Genomic DNA, 15,071 nt, shown 5'->3' on the forward strand with positions numbered 1-15,071 from the left:
GGGTGCTTGGGACGCAGCGGAATGGGCTTTGCCATGGTCGGTATCTCGTCGTGGCCTGCGGCCACGATGCACCGGCGACCACTGCCCCGCCCTGATCCAGATCAAGCGGCGGCCGTTCCGGTAGCACCGGGCCATGCCCGGCGAGCGCGCAGCGCGGGCGGTGTCGCGTACACGACACATGGATCGCACAGCCGCCGGGCATGGCCCAGCGCTACCCCACCGTGTCGGGCGGGTCTTTGCGACGTTTCGCGCGCGGATGCGCGGCATCGTAGACCTTGGCCAGATGCTGGAAATCCAGATGGGTGTAGATCTGCGTGGTGGCGATGTCGGCATGGCCGAGCAGTTCCTGCACACCGCGCAGGTCACCGGAGGATTCCAGGATGTGGCTGGCGAAACTGTGCCGCAGCATGTGCGGGTGCACGTGCTTGAACAGGCCCTGGCGCTGCGCCAGCTGGCGGATGCGGATCTGCACCGCGCGCTGGCTGATCGGCCCGTTGCGGCCGGGGAAAACCGGTGTGGCGCCACTACCACCGCTTTCGCTGCGCCAGGTCAGCAGCGCTTCGCGTGCCGGCTTTCCGAAGGGGACGCGACGTTGCCGGTTGCCCTTGCCCATCACGTTGACCAGGCCACTGGCGAAATCCAGATCGCGCCAGGTCAGCGCACAGACTTCGCTCAACCGCAGGCCGGAGGAATAGAACAGTTCCAGCAGCGCGCGGTCACGACGACCCAGCTCGCCTTCCGGTTCCAGTTCAACCAGCTGCACGGCTTCATCGGCGTCGAGCACCTGCGGCAGCCGTCGCGGCGCACGCGGCGCCTTCAGCGTCGCTGCCGGGCTGGCCTCGATGCGGCCATGCTTGAGCAGCCAGGCATAGAAGCTGCGGCAGGCCGACAGCCGGCGTTGCAGGCTCTTGGCCGACAGGCCACGGCGGTGTTCATCGGCAACGAACTGGCGCACCGCGTCGGTATCCAGCGCCTCCACGGCCACCCCGCGGGGTTCGGCCCACACCGACAACGCATCCAGGTCGCGGCGGTAGGCGTCGAGCGTATGCGCCGACATCCGCCGCTCCACCTGCAGGTGCTGCAGGAACGCCTGCACCGCGCTCATCGTCGTCGTTTCCCGCTCAATCCGCGAAGCGCTTGAGCCCGGTCACCAGGGCCTCGCCCATCATCCGCAGGAACAGCGTGCCCATGCCGGGATAGAAGCGGTTCGGATCATGGCTGCCCACCGCGATCAGGCCAACACCCGGCAGCGGCAGCAGCGCGGTGGTCTGCACCTCCTCGCTGCGCGCGCCGTACAGCACCGCGTTCTTGTCGCTGTGCAGGCGGCCGCAGATCGGCTCACCATCCTTCAGGCAGTCGCGGAACGGGCCCAGCTGCGCATCATCGGCAGCCAGCACCTGCAGCCACTCGGCCTGCTCCAGCCCGGCCACCGGCGCATGCACGACCAGCCGTACCAGATCGCCGGCGAAATCTTCCTGCAGTGACGCCGCCATCGCGCGCAGCGTGTCGGCGGCGTTGTCCTGCTTCATCAGGGCCAGGGTGAGCTGATGCGTGCGCACCGCCAACCGCTCGTTGACCTGCGCGGTCGCGCCCAGGTCGGCCAACCGTCGCGCCAGCTCGCGGTTCTTCTCGCGCAGCACTTCCAGCTGGTAGCTGGCCAGCGATGCGGTCGGGCCGTCATCGCGTGGCACCACCAGGGTCAGCGCCAGGTCCGGGAACTGCTTGAGGAAACCCGGATGGCGCCGCAACCAGGCGGCGACTTCATGGGCACCGAGCTTGTCGACGGTCTCAGTCATGCGATCCACTCCCYTTCGAAGACGAATGCGGTCGGGCCCGCCATCACCACCGGCTGGCCATCGCCCGGCCACTGGATGCGCAGGTCGCCACCAGGCAGGCTGATGCGCGCATCGCGCTGCAGGCGGCCGCGATGCATCAGGGTCACTGCGGCCGCGCAGGCGCCACTGCCGCAGGCCAGGGTTTCACCCACGCCGCGCTCGAACACGCGCAGGCGCACATGTTCCGGGCCCATTACCTGGGCGAAGCCCACGTTCACCGACTTCGGGAACGAGGCATGCTGCTGCAGCAGTCCGCCCACGCGCTCGACCGGTGCGGCATCGACCAGGCCCACTTCAATCACCGCGTGCGGATTACCCATCGACACCGCCGCGAAGCGCACGGTCTCACCCTGCAGTGGCAGCAGGTACTCCTCGCGCGGGTGGGCGAAGCCGATCAGCGGCACCTGCGCCGGATCGAACAGCGGCACGCCCATCGCCACCGCGTACTGGCCATCGCCGAGGACATCCACGGCATGGCTGGCCAGCGGGCTGTCGATGACGAAGCGGTCGCCCTGCGCACTGCCCTCGCGCACCAGCCAGGCAGCGATGCAGCGCGCGCCGTTGCCGCACTGCTCGGAATTGGAACCATCGGCGTTCCAGATGCGGTAAGAGGCGACGGAGCCTTCGGCGCGCGGCGGCTCGATGGTCAGGATCTGGTCGCAGCCGACGCCGGTATGGCGGTCGGCCAGGCGCGCGGCCAGTTCCGGGGTGGGCGGCGGGGTGCCGTCGCGCAGGTCGATCACTACGAAATCGTTGCCCGCGCCGTGCATCTTGCTGAAGCGCAGGCCGTTGGTACCGGCCTTACTCATTCCCGTCGTCCACCTTCTTGGCCGGATCAGGAGTGACGGACGGACTGCCGTCGCGCGGGGCCTGGGTGGCAGCAGGCGTGGCGTCGGCATCAGCGGCCGGTTCGACGGTTTCTTCCACCGGCACCGGCTTCTGCGGCAGCACCAGCGGGCCCTTGTTGCCGCATGCGGCGAGGAACAGCAGCGAGGCCGCTGCCAGCGGAATCAGGATGACATTGCGATGGGGGATGTTCATGCCCCGAGTATAGCCATTGGCGGCTGAGCGGTTGGTGCAGGGTGCCGCACCACGCATCCGCCGGGCATGGCCCGGCGCTGCCGCAACCCGGCACCGTGGCAACGCCGGGCCATGCCCGGCGGGAGAGATCAATCGGCCGGCGGCAGCGGCCGGGTCCACAGCCAGATCGCCACCACGGTCATGCTGCCGATGGAGAACCACTTCACCCAGGCCACCGGCACGCACCACAGCATGATGCCGGCGCACACCGCCATGGTGATCGTGGCCATCCATTTGCCGTACCGGCTCACCGCACCATGTGCCTGCCAGTTGGCGATGGCCGGGCCGAAGCGCGGGTGCTGCAGCAGCCAGCCGTGCAGGCGCTCGGAGCCGCGCGAGGCGGCCCAGGCCGAGATCAGGATGAATACGGTGGTAGGCAGCCCCGGCACGAAGATGCCGACGATGCCGGTGCCCAGGCTGGCATAGGCCAGCAGCCACCACGCCCAACGGAACCGCACCGGCCGGGCGGGCGTTGGCAGGTCCTTGGTGGCGGGCGGTTCGGGCGGGCGCATCGCGCAAGGATACCGAGCGCAGGTGGCGGCGGCGATATCACCGCCGCCACGATGCGTCATTCCGTCGCAGCACCGGCCGCGGGCGTTTCGATGCCCAGCTGCTGCAGCACGAATGCATACGACTCGGACAGTTCGCGGTAACGCTGGAAGCGCCCGGACTTGCCGCCGTGGCCGGCTTCCATGTTGGTGCGGAACAGGATCGGGAAGGTGCTGGTGTTGTCATCACGCAGCTTGGCCACCCACTTGGCCGGTTCCCAGTACTGCACCTGCGAATCCYACAGGCCGGTACCCACGAACAGCGACGGATAGGCCTGCTTTTTCACGTTGTCGTAGGGCGAGTAGGACAGCATGTACTCGTAGTACGGCTTCTGTTCGGGGTTGCCCCACTCGTCGTACTCGTTGGTGGTCAGCGGGATGGTCGGGTCAAGCATGGTGGTGACCACGTCCACGAACGGCACCTGCGCCACCAGCACGCGGTAGTCCTGCGGCGCCTGGTTGGCGATGGCGCCCATCAGCAGGCCACCGGCGCTGCCACCGGACGCGGCGACACGGTCCTTCGCGGCCCAGCCCTGTGCCACCAGGCCACGGGTGACGTCGATGAAGTCGTTGAAGGTGTTCTGCTTGTGCAGCAGCTTGCCGTTCTCGTACCAGTCGCGACCCATTTCCTGGCCACCGCGGATGTGGGCGATGGCGTACACCACGCCACGGTCGAGCAGGCTCACCGCCGTCTGGTTGAAGTAGGGGTCCATCGACATGCCGTAGCTGCCGTAGGCGTACTGGAACAGCGCGCCGGTGCCATCCTTCCTGTAGCCCTTGCGATAGACCAGCGACACCGGCACCTTCACCCCGTCGCGCGCGGTGATCCACACCCGGTCGGTCTCGTACTTCGAGGCGTCATAGCCGATCACCGGCTGCTGCTTGAGCTGGCGACGCTCGCCGGTGGCGGTGTTCAGTTCGTACACCGTGGTCGGCGTGGTCATCGAGGTGTACACGTAGCGCAGCCACGTGGTGTCAGCCTCGGTGTTGTCGCCCAGGCCCATCGAATAGGCCGGTTCGTCGGCCTTTACGTAGTCGTTGCGACCGTCCTTGAACAGCAGGCGGATGCGCTCCAGGCCTTCGGAACGTTCGGCGATGGCGGTGTAGGTATCGAACAGTTCGAAGCCTTCGATGAACACCGCATCGTCATGGGCGATCCAGTCCTTCCACTGCGCACGCGAGGTGGCATCGGTCGGTGCGGTCACCAGCTTGAAGTTCTTCGCGCCATCGTTGGTGCGGATCACCCAGCGGCCATCATAGTGGTCGGCGTCGTACTCCACGTCGCGCTGGCGCGGGGCGAGCACGGTGAACGTGGTCGGGTCGCTGGCCGGCGCGTAGCGCTCTTCGGAGGACACGGTGCTGTGCACGCCGATGGTGATGAAGCGATCGTCGCGGGTGCGGCCGATGCCCATGTAGAAGCTGTCGTCCTTCTCTTCGTAGACGACGGTGTCGGCGCTGGCCGGGGTGCCCAGCACGTGCTTCTTCACCCGCACGGTCAGCAGGGTTTCCGGATCGTTCTCGACATACAGCACGGTGCGGTTGTCGTCGGCCCAGACCAGGTCGCCCGAGGTGCCGGTGATCGTGTCCGGCAGCACCGCGCCGGTGCGCAGGTCCTTGAAGCGGATGACGTACTGGCGGCGGCCCACGTCATCGTCGGCCCAGGCCAGCAGCTGGTTGTCCTGGCTGACCTCCATCGAGCCGACGCTGAAATAGCCCTTGCCGGCGGCCATCGTGTTGACGTTGAGCAGGACCTCTTCCGGCGCGTCCATGCTGGCCTTGCGGCGCGCATGGATGGGATAGTCCTGGCCGGTCTCGTAGCGGCTGTAGTACCAGTAGCCGCGCTCGCGCGCCGGCACGCTGGCATCGTCCTGCTTGATGCGGCCGACGATCTCGCCGTACAGCGCATCCTCCAGCGGCTTCAGTGGTGCCAGCAGCTGGTCGGCGTAGGCGTTCTCGGCCTGCAGGTAGGCCAGCATGGCCTTGTCCTCGCGCTTGTCGTCGCGCAGCCAGTAATAGTCATCGTTGCGGGTCGCGCCGAACGGCGCCTTGACCACGTGCGGACGCTTCTCAACATCCGGCGGAACGGGCGGGGTGGCGGCGGTAGCGGTGCTGGTCATCAGGCTCGCAAGCAACAGGCAGAGAATGGATTTCATGAAATAAGGCTCCTTGATCGGCAATGCAATGGCGTCCTTGCGTCTGAGTCTGGGTGGCAGGGGGGCTGCGGGCAACCCTGCGGATCGTCATGGGTGCGCGGGGGTAGTGCCGGCCCAGACTGTTCATCCCGAGGTTGCCGGCCAGCGGCCGACACTACCGGGACACCCGGCGTACCATGTGGGGCATGAGTACCCTGCCCCACACGCCGGGCTACAGCCGGCGCAGCCACGAAATCGCTCCCTTCCATGTGATGTCCCTGCTGGCCCGCGCACAGGCGCTGGAACAGGCCGGTCACGATGTGATTCATCTGGAGATCGGCGAACCGGACTTCACCACCGCCGAACCGGTCGTGCGTGCCGGCCAGGCGGCGTTGGCCGCCGGCCACACCCGCTACACCGCCGCACGCGGCCTGCCCGCCCTGCGCCAGGCGATCAGCGGTTTCTATCGCAGTCATTACGGCCTGGATATCGACCCCGAACGCATCCTGGTCACGCCGGGCGGCTCCGGCGCGCTGCTGCTGGCCAGCAGCCTGCTGGTCGACCCCGGCCGCCACTGGCTGCTGGCCGATCCCGGTTATCCGTGCAACCGCCACTTCCTGCGGCTGGTGGAAGGCGGCGCGCAGCTCGTTCCGGTCGGCCCGGAAACGGCCTACCAGTTGACCCCTTCGCTGGTGCAGCAGCACTGGAACGCCGACAGCGTCGGCGCGTTGGTGGCGTCGCCGGCCAATCCCACCGGCACCGTGCTGTCAGCCGATGAACTTGCGGCCCTCTCGGCTTCACTGCATGCGCGCGGCGGCCACCTGGTGGTCGACGAGATCTATCATGGCCTGACCTACGGCCTGGATGCAGCGAGCGTGCTGCAGGTCGATGACAGCGCGTTCGTGCTGAACAGTTTCTCCAAGTACTTCGGCATGACCGGCTGGCGACTGGGCTGGCTGGTGGCGCCACCGGCGGCGGTACCCGACCTGGAGAAGCTGGCGCAGAACCTGTACATCAGCGCTTCGAGCATCGCCCAGCACGCGGCCCTTGCCTGTTTCAGCGACGAGGCGATGGCGATCTTCGAGCAGCGCCGCCAGGCCTTCCAGCAGCGCCGCGACTTCCTGCTGCCGGCGCTGCGCGAGCTTGGCTTCCGCATCGAAGTGGAGCCGCAGGGGGCGTTCTACCTGTACGCCGACGTCAGCGCGTTCACCGATGACGCGCAGGCGTTCTGCGCACACTTCCTGGAAACCGAGCATGTGGCGTTCACCCCGGGCCTGGATTTCGGCTTCCATCGATCGAACCAGCACGTACGCCTGGCCTATACCCAGGAAGTGCYGCGGCTGCAGGAAGCGGTGGAGCGTATCGCGCGCGGGTTGAAACGATTCCGGTAGCGCCGGGCCGTGCCCGGCGGAATTTTGCCGCGCGACGCGGCAAAGGAGCCGCCGGGCACCGAGGGCGGCGTTTTTCATTTCATCATTTACCGCCCAACCGCTCCCACAGGAAGCTGTAGGCCAGTGCGGACATGTGCGCGGCCTGCGCGTTGTTGGCTGCACCGCCATGACCGCCTTCGATGTTCTCGTAGTAGGTCACGTCCTTGCCGGCATCGATCATCTTCGCGGCCATCTTGCGGGCGTGGCCCGGATGCACGCGGTCATCGCGGGTGGAGGTGGTGAACAGCACCGGCGGGTAGCTCTTCTTCGCGTCGAACAGGTGGTACGGCGAGAAGGTCTTGATGAACTCCCAGTCGCTGGTGTCCGGGTTGCCGTACTCGGCCATCCACGAGGCGCCGGCCAGCAGGTGGCTGTAACGCTTCATGTCCAGCAGCGGAACCTGCACCACCACCGCACCGAACAGCTCCGGGTACTGGGTCAGCATGTTGCCGGTGAGCAGGCCACCGTTGCTGCCGCCCTGCACGCCCAGGTGCTTGGCAGAAGTGATCCTGCGGGTGACCAGGTCCTGGGCAACCGCGGCCATGTCTTCATAGGCCTTGTGACGGTTCTGCTTCAGCGCCGCCTGGTGCCAGCGCGGGCCGTACTCGCCACCACCACGGATGTTGGCGACCACGTACACGCCGCCCTTCTCCAGCCAGGCGCGGCCCATGCCGCCCGAGTACGACGGGGTCAGCGAAATCTCGAAACCACCGTAGCCGTACAACAGGGTCGGGTTGGAGCCGTCAAGCTTCATCGCCTTGTCGTGCACCACGAAGTACGGCACGCGGGTACCGTCCTTGCTGGTGGCGAAATGCTGCTCGATCACCTTGCCGTCGGCATCGAAGAACGCCGGCATGGTCTTGAGCACTTCCGGTGCCTTGCCGATGTCGGCGATGGCCAGGGTGGTCGGGGTCAGGTAATCGGTGGCGGTCAGCCACACCGCATCGCTGTCATTGCTGTCGACCGCACTGACGCCCAAGGTGCCGAAGGCCGGCGCGCCGACGAAATCGCTCTTCTGCCAGCCCTTGGCGGTCGGAGTCAGCACCGACAGGCGGTTCTTGACGTCGTCCAGCACGTTCAGCACCAGGTGGTTCTTGGTCCACGAGGCACTGGCCAGCGAGGTGGTCGCGGTCGGGGTGAACAGCACCTCGAAGTCACGCTTGCCGGCCAGGAAATCATCCAGCTTGGTCACCAGCAGTGCGCCGGAGGCGTAGGTCTTGCCACCCACGGTCCACGGATCGCGCAGTTCCAGGGTCAGCCACTGCTTGTGCAGGCCCTTCTCGGCCGAGTTCGGCGCATCGATCCTGGTCAGCTTGCCATCGTCGCCGCGCAGGTAGATCTCGTTGTTGTAGAAAGCCAGCGTACGGCTGACCAGGTTGCGCTCGAAGCCCGGGGTGTCATCGTGCATCGCCGCGATGTACATGTCTTCCGGCTTGCCTTCGTAGACCACGCTGGCGGCGGACATAGGCGTGCCACGCTTCCACAGCTTGGCCACGCGCGGGTAACCGGAGGTGGTCATCGAGCCGCTGCCGAAATCGGTGTAGACGAACACGGTGTCGCGGTCGATCCAGCTCAGGCCGCCCTTCGATTCGGGACGGAAGAAGCCGTCCTTGATCCAGCTCTTGCTGGCCAGGTCGAACTCGCGGGTGACATCGGCGTCGGCACCGCCGCGCGACAGCGCGATCAGGCAGCGGCTGTAATCCGGACGCAGGCAGTCAGCGCCGTGCCAGACCCAGTTCTCGTTCTCGGCCTTGTTCAGCGCATCCAGGTCGAGCAYGGTTTCCCAGGTCGGCGAGGCCTTGCGGTACTCGGCCAGGGTGGTGCGACGCCACAGGCCGCGCTCGTGCTGCTTGTCCTTCCAGAAGTTGTAGTAGTAATCACCGATCTTCTGCACGCCGGGAATCTTGGCGTCCGAGTCGAGCACCTCGCGGATGCTGCTCTCCATCTGCTTGAAGGCCGGGGTCTGCGCCAGGCGCGCCTCGGACTTTGCGTTCTGTTCCTTGACCCAGGACAACGGCTTGTCGCCGGTGACGTCCTCCAGCCAGGCGTAACGGTCGGTGTCTTCAGCGGCCACGGCGGTACCCACCGAGGCAGCGGTCATCATGCCGGCCAGCAGGCAGGCSGAAGCGAATCGTGACATTGCAGCTCCAGGCAGTCATTAGCTGTGAAACGCTAGCATGGATCACCGGGGCCGCCCCCGTGTCGAAGGTCAGGCCGTGGCGGTGTGCGCCTTGCGCGTACGCGTGGGGGAGCGCCGCCGGGCCTGCCCATGGTCGCGTCGCAGCGAGCGGAGCGCGGCCAGCGTTGGCAACGGGCAGCGCAGCAGTGCCCACCAGGCCGCCAACGGCATGCCGACCAGCCACAGCGGCAACCAGCCCAGCCAGGCACTGCTGCCGCGCGCGGCCGGCCACACCAGCACCACGGCCAGGCCAGCGAGGGCGAGCTGCGGCACCACCCGCAACAGGCGCGGATCGGCGCGTTCGCTGACGCGTTCAGTTGGCGGGCGGTGGCGGGGACGTGTGCGCATGCGGATTCTCCGGTGGTCGATGGCGGTCAGCTTGGCTGCGGGGCTTCTCACCGGCTGCGACACCATTGACGGATGGCGTGCACACAGTGACCATGCGCGGGCAAGCCCACTGGAGCCCGCTCCCGCATGACCTCGATCCGCCCGCTCTGCGCTGTGTTGCTGGCCCTGTCCCTGGGCGGTCCGGCAGTGGCTGCCAATTCTCCACCGTCGTCCCACAACAGCGCCGCGGAAGCCTCTGCAGATGGGGCGATCGACCTGCAGCGCTTCATGGGGACCTGGTACGTGATCGGCCGCGTGCCGAACTTCATCGAGCGCGGCCACGTCGCCAGCGTCAACCAGTACGAGCTGCGCGAGGACCACAAGGTCGCCATCACCTATCGCTACCGCGATGGTTTCGGTGAACCGCTGCAGGAAAYCCGTGCGCGCGCCAGCGTCGATCCCGACAGTGGCAACCACGGCTGGCGCACCTGGTTCTACCGGGTCGTGCCGACCCATTCGCGGGTACTGGAAGTAGCGCCGGACTATTCCTGGGCGCTGATCGGCTACCCGGGCCGCGAGATGGCCTGGATCTTCGCCCGCACGCCTGACATGGACAAGGCCCTGTACAAGGACCTGGCCGAACGCCTGCGCGACGAGTACGGGGTCAACACCGACAAGCTCAAGCGCGTGCCGCAGCACGCCGAGCAGGTCGGCAAGCTGGGCTACGAAGTACCGAACGTGCGTTGACTGCACACGGTGGTAGTGCCGGCCAGCGGCCGGCACCACCCTGAACGATGCCGGGCGCCGCCCGGCATTCTGTTATCTGCGGCTGTAATGCGCGACCAGGCGGTCGCCCAGCATCTGCAGCAGCTGCACCAGCACCAGCAAAAGGACCACCGTGACCAGCGCCACGTCGGTGTGCGAGCGCTGGTAGCCGTCGCGGAAGGCCAGGTCGCCCAGGCCACCGGAACCGATCGCACCGCCCATCGCGGTGAAGCCGATCAGGGCCACGGTAGTCACCGTGGCACCGGCAATCAGGCCCGGCCGTGCTTCGGGCAGCAGCACGCGGGTGACCAGCTGCCAGGTGGTGGCACCCATTGCCTGGGTCGCCTCGATCACCCCGCGGTCCACTTCACGCAGCGCGGTTTCCACCAGCCGCGCATAGAACGGCGCAGCGCCGATGACCAGCGGYACGATCGCGCCACGCACGCCCAGCGAGGTGCCCATCATGAACAGGGTCACCGGGATCAGCACGATCATCAGGATGATGAAGGGCACCGAGCGCAGCAGGTTCACCACCAGCGCCAGCACGCCGTAGGCAACCGGCCGGCGTTTCAGCTGTGGCGCACCGAACAGGTACAGCAGCACGCCCAGCGGCAGGCCGATGGCCAGGGTCAGCGGCAGCGAACCGGCCAGCATCAGCAGGGTGTCGATGGTGGCCTGGCCGATGTCGGCCCACTTGCCCGCATCCAGGTGACGGAAGAAGCCGCCGGCGGTGGCGATGATCATCGACGCAGTTCCTCAACATGCACGCCGGCAGCCACGAATGCGGCCTGCGCGGCGGACTGGTCACCGCCCACCAGGGCGACGATCAGCTGGCCATACGGGGTGTCCTTGATCCGGTCGATACGCCCGGACAGGATGTTGTAGTCGACCCCGGTCTGCCGCGCGACGCTGCCGAGCAGGGGTTCGTAGGTGTCGGCGCCGAGGAAGGTCAGGCGCACGACACGGCCACCGACCGCGTCGAAGTCGCGGTGCAGGGTGCCCTCGTCCACCTGCTCCGATTCGCTGACGAAACGGCGGGTGGTCGGGTGCTGCGGGTGCAGGAACACCTTCGTTACCGGGCCGGTCTCGACCAGCTGGCCGGCATCGAGCACGGCCACGCGGTCGCAGACGCGACGGATCACGTCCATCTCGTGGGTGATCAGCACGATGGTCAGGCCCAGTTCGCGGTTGATCTTCGACAGCAGCGCCAGCACCGACGCGGTGGTCTGCGGATCGAGCGCGCTGGTGGCCTCGTCGCACAGCAGGATCTGCGGGCGGGTGGCCAGTGCGCGGGCRATGCCCACACGTTGCTTCTGGCCGCCCGACAACTGCGCCGGGTACTTGTCCGCATGCGCCTGCAGGCCCACGGTCTGCAGCAGCTCGGCGACGCGCGCATCGATCTCGGCCTTCGGCGTACCGGCCAGCTCCAGCGGGAAGGCGACATTGCCGGCCACCGTGCGCGAGGACAGCAGGTTGAAGTGCTGGAAGATCATGCCGATCCGGCGGCGCAGCGCGCGCAGGCCTTCCGGATCCAGCGCGGTGACATCTTCGCCGGCGATCAGCAGGCGGCCACCACTGGGCTCCTCCAGGCGGTTGATCATGCGGATCAGCGTCGATTTGCCCGCACCGGAATGACCGATGATGCCGAACACCTCGCCGGCCTCGATGGTCAGGTCCAGCGGCTGCAGCGCGCTGACCGCGCGGCCGGCAACGGCATAGGATTTGTGCAGGCGCTGGAACTCGATCACGGGATCAGCTCACCGGGAGGGCGATGGAAGGGGCGTGCAGCCTACCAGCGCTGGCGCTCGCGCGCCCGCGCCATGGGCCAGAATGTTATTCCTTTTGGTTCTAAGACGCCCGCATCGGCATATCGGCGGCCCCGTCCCCAGCCAGATCGGTTCAGGGATGGTCCAACGGTTTCGGCGGCTCCTGCCGGTTCACCCGTTCGCGGTGCAGCAGGTACAGGCCCGAGGCGACGATGATTGCCGCGCCCGCCCAGATGTAGCCATCGGGCAGCTGTCCCCAGAAGGCCAGGTCCCAGCCGATCACCCAGACCAGGCCGCTGTATTCGAGCGGTGCGATCATCGATGCCTCACCCAACTGGAAGGCCTTGGTCAGCGCGATCTGGCCCAGCGCCCCGGCCAGGCCCATGCCGGCGATCAACGGCGCATGCGCCATCTGCAGCGGCACCCAGCCGGGGATAGCCAGCAGCCCGGCGCCGATGGCCATGATGACCAGGAACCAGACCACCATCGACTGCGAGGTATCGGTGCGGGTCAGCAGGCTGACGGTGATCGCGGCGATGGCATAGGCGGTGGCGGCGGCCAGCACCATCAGGCCCGGCACCGAGATGAAACCGCCCACGCCCGGCCGCAGCACCACCAGCACGCCGACCAGGCCGATGCCGATGGCGACCCAGCGCCGCGGCCCGACCCGCTCGCCCAGCAGCGGCACCGACAGTGCGGCAATCAGCAGCGGCGCGACGAAATAAATGGTGTAGGCGGTGGACAGCGGCAGGTCGCGCAGGGCGAACACGAAGCAGCCGATCATCGCCATGCCCAGCCCGCCGCGCAGCAGGTGCAGCCCCCAGCGGCGCGGGATCAGCGAGCGTGGCCCGGCACTGGCCAACACCCAGACCAGCACGAAGGGCAGCGACGCCGCGCCACGCAGGAAGGTGACCTGCAGCGAGGGATAGCCAGCCGAGAGCTGCTTCATGCCGGCGTCCATCAGCGAGAAACAGGCGACAGCAGCGACCATCCAGGCCACGGCGCGCGAAGGGGAGCGTTGCACGTTCATGGCCCATTATCGCCGACCACGGGCGTTGCCGCCGCGACCGGCGCGATAGAATGGCCGCCACTGATTTCTGCGGAGTAACGCCCATGCCTTCCTTCGACGTTGTGTCCGAAGTCGACACCCACGAACTGACCAATGCGCTCGACCAGGCCAACCGCGAGCTTGCCACCCGTTTCGACTTCAAGGGCGTGGACGCCAAGTTCGAGCGCGACGGCGAAGTGATCACCCAGTCCGCACCGAGCGAGTTCCAGCTCAAGCAGATGAACGACATCCTGCGCGCTCGCCTGGCCGCCCGCAGCATCGACGTGCTCAGCCTGGAATATGGCGACGTGGAAACCAACCTTGCGCAGGCCCGGCAGAAGATCACCGTCAAGCAGGGCATCGAGCAGAAGATCGCCAAGAAGATCGCTGCGGCGCTGAAGGAAGCCAAGCTGAAGGTGGAAACCCAGATCAACGGCGACAAGCTGCGGGTGATGGGCAAGAAGCGCGACGACCTGCAGGACGCCATCGCCGTGCTGAAGGCCGGCAAGTTCGAACTGCCGCTGCAGTTCAACAACTTCCGCGATTGATCGACACCGCGATGTAGCGCCGGCCTACGTGGCCGGCCTCACTCGCGCAGCAGTTTGTACAGCGTTGTCCGCGAGATGCCGAGCTGGCGTGCGGCGAGGCTGAGGTTGCCTTCGGCGGTATGGGCGGCTCGCCGTGCCGCATTGCGCTGCTGGTCACGCAATGGTGCCGCCTGCACGGGCGCTGCGGCCGTAGCTGGTGAACGTGTCCGTGCGGCGCGCGGTGCCTGCAGATGCTGCAGATGGACCGCACTGCCCTCGCCCAGTCGCACCCGATGCGCAGGGCCGGGCTGCAGCAGTCGACGTCGCTGTGCTGCGCTGGCGCCGGCAAACAGCGTGTCCAGCGAAAGCAGCGGCAGCGGCCCACGCCGCGGCAGGCCGAGCAGGCGCCGGGCGACGCGATTGGCGCAAAGCAACTGGCCGTCTTCCTGCACCGCCAACAGGCCCTGCAGCGGTGATGCCAACCAGCGCGGATCATGCTGCACCGCCAGCAGATGCACATCGCTGAGCGTGTGCATCAAGCGGTTCTCGATGGCCAGCGCTGCCTGCCGGAAATAGCCCTGCAGCAACGCCGGATCGCGTTCCCCCAGCCCAGTGATGTCGATCGCACCGCAGACCTTCCCCTGCAGGTCATGCAGCGGCTCACTCAGGCAGAACACGGGGGCGAACCGCTGCAGATAGTGTTCATTGCCGCGTACCAATGCGGGCAGGTCGTCGGCCAGGCTGACCGCAGGCGCGGTGGTACCGATCTCGGCCTCGCCCAGCCGCCGGCCCAYCTGGATCGGCCGCAGCAGCGCTGCATCTTCCAGGCCATGGGCGCGATGCACGATCACCATGCCCTCGCGGTTGGCGCAGAACATCGTCCAGCCACGCGCACCGAACGCGGCCCACAACTGCTCCAGTTCCGGCTGCACGCAACGCGCCAGGCGGCGGTCATCGCGGGACTCCAAGCGGTGTCCGTTGCCCTGCAACGGCGGGTAATACGGCTCCTGCCCGGGGCGCACACCCGCCGCATGCGAGCGCTGCCAGGACTGCTGCAACGGCAAGGGCAGCATCGCCAGCGACTGCACGTCGCCTTCGGCGAAGGCGGCCCTAGCCGCCACCAGCTGCTGTTGCCCGACTGTCGTGGCCATCATGCATGCAGCGTACACCCACACACGCCATGCCCGCGTTACGTGTCAACAACGGAGCGTTTCCATTTCGTTGGGCATTCATCCATGCATGGCGTGGATCTGCGTGTCGACCAAGGTCGACACCCACCAAGAGCAGCCCATGCCGTTTCGACAGATCGCGGGAACCCACGATCACCCCAGCACAGCGCCAAGCCGGGAAATGCGCTTCCATTCTCGTCCGGCATTCATCCAYGCATGGCGTGGATCTACGTGTCGACCAAGGTCGACACCCACCAACAGCAGC

Annotated in this window: 15 protein-coding genes; 3 read left to right on the top strand and 12 right to left on the bottom strand. The window is 67.2% G+C overall.

Going from position 1 to position 15,071, the window contains the following annotated elements; genetic code table 11:
• Window positions 1-211 precede the first annotated feature (211 nt).
• The 6 genes from xerC to AC1DJN_RS18535 all read right to left on the bottom strand — a co-directional run bounded on the left by xerC (window position 212) and on the right by AC1DJN_RS18535 (window position 5,616).
• On the bottom strand, window positions 212-1,105 hold the full coding sequence (xerC, locus tag AC1DJN_RS18510; protein ID WP_032976548.1) for a tyrosine recombinase XerC: 894 nt from the start codon (window positions 1,103-1,105) through the stop codon (window positions 212-214).
• 16 nt (window positions 1,106-1,121) lie between these two features.
• Window positions 1,122-1,796 (bottom strand): DUF484 family protein, encoded by a 675-nt coding sequence (locus AC1DJN_RS18515; protein ID WP_025877290.1) that lies wholly within the window; start codon window positions 1,794-1,796, stop codon window positions 1,122-1,124.
• Window positions 1,793-2,644 (bottom strand): diaminopimelate epimerase, encoded by an 852-nt coding sequence (dapF, locus tag AC1DJN_RS18520; protein ID WP_478039715.1) that lies wholly within the window; start codon window positions 2,642-2,644, stop codon window positions 1,793-1,795. Before dapF ends, AC1DJN_RS18515 begins: the two co-directional genes overlap by 4 nt.
• Window positions 2,637-2,876, bottom strand: coding sequence for an LPS translocon maturation chaperone LptM (gene lptM, locus AC1DJN_RS18525; RefSeq protein ID WP_025877294.1), 240 nt, complete (start codon window positions 2,874-2,876; stop codon window positions 2,637-2,639). The genes dapF and lptM overlap by 8 nt, the downstream gene beginning before the upstream one ends.
• Window positions 2,877-3,004: 128 nt before the next feature.
• On the bottom strand, window positions 3,005-3,427 hold the full coding sequence (locus AC1DJN_RS18530) for a YbaN family protein (RefSeq protein WP_032976551.1): 423 nt from the start codon (window positions 3,425-3,427) through the stop codon (window positions 3,005-3,007).
• A gap of 56 nt (window positions 3,428-3,483) precedes the next feature.
• Window positions 3,484-5,616 (bottom strand): S9 family peptidase, encoded by a 2,133-nt coding sequence (locus tag AC1DJN_RS18535; RefSeq protein ID WP_478039717.1) that lies wholly within the window; start codon window positions 5,614-5,616, stop codon window positions 3,484-3,486.
• A gap of 185 nt (window positions 5,617-5,801) precedes the next feature.
• On the opposite strand from AC1DJN_RS18535, the gene AC1DJN_RS18540 reads away from it, so the two are divergent.
• The gene (locus AC1DJN_RS18540) at window positions 5,802-6,986 is read left to right on the top strand and encodes a pyridoxal phosphate-dependent aminotransferase (RefSeq protein WP_478039719.1); all 1,185 of its coding nucleotides are present in this window, start codon (window positions 5,802-5,804) and stop codon (window positions 6,984-6,986) included.
• 82 nt (window positions 6,987-7,068) lie between these two features.
• Here the strand turns inward: AC1DJN_RS18540 and AC1DJN_RS18545 are convergent, their stop codons facing one another.
• Together AC1DJN_RS18545 and AC1DJN_RS18550 are read right to left on the bottom strand one after the other, a co-directional pair.
• Window positions 7,069-9,165 (bottom strand): prolyl oligopeptidase family serine peptidase, encoded by a 2,097-nt coding sequence (locus AC1DJN_RS18545; RefSeq protein ID WP_478039721.1) that lies wholly within the window; start codon window positions 9,163-9,165, stop codon window positions 7,069-7,071.
• A 69-nt stretch (window positions 9,166-9,234) separates the two neighbouring features.
• The gene (locus AC1DJN_RS18550) at window positions 9,235-9,552 is read right to left on the bottom strand and encodes a hypothetical protein (protein ID WP_032976554.1); all 318 of its coding nucleotides are present in this window, start codon (window positions 9,550-9,552) and stop codon (window positions 9,235-9,237) included.
• Window positions 9,553-9,678: 126 nt separating this feature from the next.
• Between AC1DJN_RS18550 and AC1DJN_RS18555 the strand changes: the two genes are divergently transcribed.
• Entirely contained in the window at window positions 9,679-10,278 is a 600-nt protein-coding gene (locus tag AC1DJN_RS18555) for a lipocalin family protein (protein ID WP_478039723.1), read from the top strand.
• A gap of 72 nt (window positions 10,279-10,350) precedes the next feature.
• On the opposite strand, the gene AC1DJN_RS18560 is transcribed toward AC1DJN_RS18555, so the two are convergent.
• From AC1DJN_RS18560 to AC1DJN_RS18570, 3 genes are all read right to left on the bottom strand, one after another.
• A complete protein-coding gene (locus tag AC1DJN_RS18560) occupies window positions 10,351-11,040 on the bottom strand; it encodes a methionine ABC transporter permease (protein ID WP_025877307.1) in 690 nt (229 codons plus the stop codon).
• Entirely contained in the window at window positions 11,037-12,044 is a 1,008-nt protein-coding gene (locus AC1DJN_RS18565) for a methionine ABC transporter ATP-binding protein (protein ID WP_025877309.1), read from the bottom strand. The genes AC1DJN_RS18560 and AC1DJN_RS18565 overlap by 4 nt, the downstream gene beginning before the upstream one ends.
• Before the next feature lie 151 nt (window positions 12,045-12,195).
• A complete protein-coding gene (locus AC1DJN_RS18570) occupies window positions 12,196-13,092 on the bottom strand; it encodes a DMT family transporter (protein ID WP_442252105.1) in 897 nt (298 codons plus the stop codon).
• An 83-nt stretch (window positions 13,093-13,175) separates the two neighbouring features.
• On the opposite strand from AC1DJN_RS18570, the gene AC1DJN_RS18575 reads away from it, so the two are divergent.
• Complete coding sequence (locus tag AC1DJN_RS18575; RefSeq protein ID WP_025877313.1) at window positions 13,176-13,658, top strand: YajQ family cyclic di-GMP-binding protein; 483 nt, start codon at window positions 13,176-13,178, stop codon at window positions 13,656-13,658.
• A 38-nt stretch (window positions 13,659-13,696) separates the two neighbouring features.
• Here AC1DJN_RS18575 and AC1DJN_RS18580 read toward each other — a convergent pair whose 3' ends face one another.
• On the bottom strand, window positions 13,697-14,788 hold the full coding sequence (locus tag AC1DJN_RS18580) for a helix-turn-helix domain-containing protein (RefSeq protein ID WP_478039725.1): 1,092 nt from the start codon (window positions 14,786-14,788) through the stop codon (window positions 13,697-13,699).
• Window positions 14,789-15,071 lie beyond the last annotated feature (283 nt).

This window comes from Stenotrophomonas sp. 05L414_2 (assembly GCF_056397905.1).

Coding starts and splice junctions, on each gene's coding strand:
- xerC (WP_032976548.1), bottom strand. CDS start 1,105: ATGAGCGCGGTGCAGGCGTTCCTGCAGCACCTGCAGGTGGAGCGGCGG.
- AC1DJN_RS18515 (WP_025877290.1), bottom strand. CDS start 1,796: ATGACTGAGACCGTCGACAAGCTCGGTGCCCATGAAGTCGCCGCCTGG.
- lptM (WP_025877294.1), bottom strand. CDS start 2,876: ATGAACATCCCCCATCGCAATGTCATCCTGATTCCGCTGGCAGCGGCC.
- AC1DJN_RS18530 (WP_032976551.1), bottom strand. CDS start 3,427: ATGCGCCCGCCCGAACCGCCCGCCACCAAGGACCTGCCAACGCCCGCC.
- AC1DJN_RS18550 (WP_032976554.1), bottom strand. CDS start 9,552: ATGCGCACACGTCCCCGCCACCGCCCGCCAACTGAACGCGTCAGCGAA.
- AC1DJN_RS18570 (WP_442252105.1), bottom strand. CDS start 13,092: ATGAACGTGCAACGCTCCCCTTCGCGCGCCGTGGCCTGGATGGTCGCT.
- AC1DJN_RS18575 (WP_025877313.1), top strand. CDS start 13,176: ATGCCTTCCTTCGACGTTGTGTCCGAAGTCGACACCCACGAACTGACC.